We start from the raw sequence: 3,378 nt of genomic DNA on the forward strand, positions 1-3,378 counted from the left end.
GAAGACCAGTGCACTACTCCGTGCAAGCGCGAGTAGGAAGGGTCGACATGCAGACCGGTTCGCACCGGCTGTGTGCATGACACCGTATGTACGTGCGATCCAGGCGTCCACTGGACTCGTGTAGTTTATCGAGTCACAACCAATCGTGAATTGGCTACTGTGCCGCCTGGTGGATAGCTCGGCTCGGAAGCCGATGACGGACGCGCCAAGCTGCGAAAAGCCATGGGGAGCCGCACGGAGGCAAAGAACCATGGATCTCCGAATGGGAATCCCTTTACAATTGCTCCGCGCAATGGGGAACCTCGAGAATTGAAACATCTTAGTATCGAGAGGAACAGAAAGCGCAATGCGATGTCGTTACTAACCGCGAGTGAACGCGACACAGCCCAAACCGAAGCCCTCACGGGCAATGTGGTGTTTGGACTACCTTTCATCGGCCGACCATCTTCATGAAGTCTTCTGGAACGAAGCACGAAACAGGGTGACAGTCCCGTAATGAAGATCAGTACGCTGTGCGGTAGCTCCAGAGTAGCGGGGGTTGGAAATCCCTCGTCAACACGGCAGGCATCGACTGCCAAGGCTACATACTCTCCGAGACCGATAGTGAACAAGTAGCGTGAGCGAACGCTGAAAAGCACCCTCAGACGGGGGTTGCAATAGGGCTTGAAATCAGGTGGCGATCGAGCGACAGTGCATACAAGGTCCTGAAGAAAACGACACCGGTGCGAACCGGCAGTAGGAACTTCAGGAAGCCGATGTACTGTCGTGCGTTTTGAAAAACGAGCCAGAGAGTGTGCCTGTTTGGCGAGTCTAACCTGATCATCAGGGAAGGCATAGGGAAACCGACATGGCCGCAGTGCTTTGCACAAGGGCCGCCGTCTTCAAGGGCGGGGAGTCAAACGGGCACGACCCGAAACCGGGTGATCTACGCGTGGGCAGGGTGAAGCGTGCCGAAAGGCACGTGGAGGCCCGTTAGGGATGGTGTCCTACAATACCCTCCCGTGACCTACGTGTAGGGGTGAAAGGCCCATCGAACCCGGAAACAGCTGGTTCCAACCGAAACATGTCGAAGCATGACCTCAGCCGAGGTAGTTCGTGGGGTAGAGCGACCGATTGGGGTGCTTCACTTCGAGAGAAGTGAACTCCCCTGTCAAACTCCGAACCTACGAACGCTTTTGACGCTGGGAGTCCGGTGTGCGGGGTAAGCCTGTGCACCAGGAGGGAGACAACCCAGAGCCGGGTTAAGGTCCCCAAGTGTGGATTAAGTGTGATCGAAAGTGGTCTCAAGCCCTAGACAGCCGGGAGGTGAGCTTAGAAGCAGCTACCCTCTAAGAATAGCGTAACAGCTTACCGGCCGAGGTTTGAGGCGCTGAAAATGATCGGGACTCAAATCCACCACCGAGACCTGGCCGCTCCACCCATAGTGGAGATCGAGTAGGTTGGCGATCCATTTGGATGGAAGCAGGGGTGAGAACTCCTGTGGACCGAGTGGTTACGACAATTCTGGCCATAGTAGCAGCGATAGTCGGGTGAGAATTCCGACGGCCTAATGAGCAAGGGTTCCTCAGCACTGTTCGTCAACTGAGGGTTAGCCGGTCCTAAGTCCCCCCGTAATTCGAAGGGGACAACATGGGAAACGGGTTAATATTCCCGTGCCATCATACAGTGAAACCGACGCCTCGGGGTCGACCATGCTGGGCCTTCGCCCAGTCGAATTGTCCAAATCCGTGGAAGCCGTAATGGCAGGAAGCGGACGAACGGCAAGATAGCGCAAGATGGTTCAACCTGGGGCCCGTGAAAAGGGAGTATGATGTCCGTACCGAGATCCGACACAGGTGCTCATAGCGGCGAAAGCTACGGCCTGTCGGGAACAACCGACGTTAGGGAATTCGGCAAGTTAGTCCCGTACCTTCGGAATAAGGGATGCCTGCCTCGGAAAGAGGCAGGCCGCAGTGACTCGGACGCTCCGACTGTCTAGTAACAACATAGGTGACCGCAAATCCGCAAGGACTCGTACGGTCACTGAATCCTGCCCAGTGCGGGTATCTGAACACTCAGTACAATGAGACGAAGGACCCGTCAACGGCGGGGGTAACTATGACCCTCTTAAGGTAGCGTAGTACCTTGCCGCTTCAGTAGCGGCTTGCATGAATGGATGAACGAGAGCGTCACTGTCCCAACGTTGGGCCCGGTGAACTGTACGTTCCAGTGCGGAGTCTGGAGACCCCCAAGGGGAAGCGAAGACCCTATGGAGCTTTACTGCAGGCTGTTGCTGGGACATGGTCGCTAATGTGCAGCATAGGTAGGAGGCATTACACAGGTATCCGCGCTAGCGGACCACCGAGCCATCAGTGAAATACTACCCGTTAGTGACTGTGACCCTCACTCCTGGCGGAGGACACCAATAGCCGGGCAGTTTGACTGGGGCGGTACGCGCTCGAAAGAATATCGAGCGCGCCCTAAGGCTATCTCAGCCGTGACAGAGACGCGGCGAAGAGCGCAAGAGCAAAAGATAGCTTGACAGTGTCACTACCAACACGGTGACGCTGACGCGAAAGCGTGGTCTAGCGAACGGATGCGCCTGCTTGATGCGGGCCGATCTACGACAGAAAAGCTACCCTAGGGATAACAGAGTCGTCACCGGCAAGAGCACATATCGACCCGGTGGCTTGCTACCTCGATGTCGGTTCCCTCCATCCTGCCCGTGCAGCAGCGGGCAAGGGTGAGGTTGTTCGCCTATTAAAGGAGGTCGTGAGCTGGGTTTAGACCGTCGTGAGACAGGTCGGCTGCTATCTATTGGGGGTGTTACGGAATCTGACGGGAACGATCGTATAGTACGAGAGGAACTACGATTGGTGACCACTGGTGTACCGGTTGTCTGAGAAGGCACGTGCCGGGCAGCCACGTCACACGGGGTAAGAGCTGAATGCATCTAAGCTCGAAACCCACCTGGAAAAGAGATTCCACCGAGGCCACTCGTAGAAGACGAGATCGATAGACTCGGGGTGTACGCGTCGAGGCAACGAGACGTTGAGCCCGCGAGCACTAATCGGCCAAAGCCACACTCATTGCACTGTGACTCGGACCACACGAGTCCAGGCGTTAACTGGATCGCACGTATCATGCGGTAGTTCGACCGACCGACGCTGGTGTTTCGGGTATTGTGCCCGGATGATCGCGGTTCGATTCCGCGAGTCGGCGTAAAGGCGGCCATAGCGGCAGGGAAACTCCCGTACCCATCCCGAACACGGAAGATAAGCCTGCCTGCGTTTCGGTGAGTACTGGGGTGTGCGAACCCCTGGGAAACTCGATTCGCCGCCTGCCCATTCATACTTTAAAGCCCGCAGCCACGGTGGCTGCGGGCTTTTTTCATGTCGT

General features: G+C 56.4%; 2 rRNA genes. Both read left to right on the top strand.

Annotation, left to right across the window (positions count from 1 at the left end):
* Positions 1 to 145: 145 nt before the first annotated feature.
* Positions 146 to 3,068, top strand: a 23S ribosomal RNA gene (locus AC5FRW_RS19155).
* Positions 3,069 to 3,202: 134 nt separating this feature from the next.
* Positions 3,203 to 3,324: ribosomal RNA gene (gene rrf, locus AC5FRW_RS19160) — 5S ribosomal RNA — on the top strand.
* The last annotated feature ends 54 nt before the right edge of the window (positions 3,325 to 3,378 follow it).

The sequence above is a fragment of the Halomicrobium sp. HArcht3-1 genome (assembly GCF_058933345.1).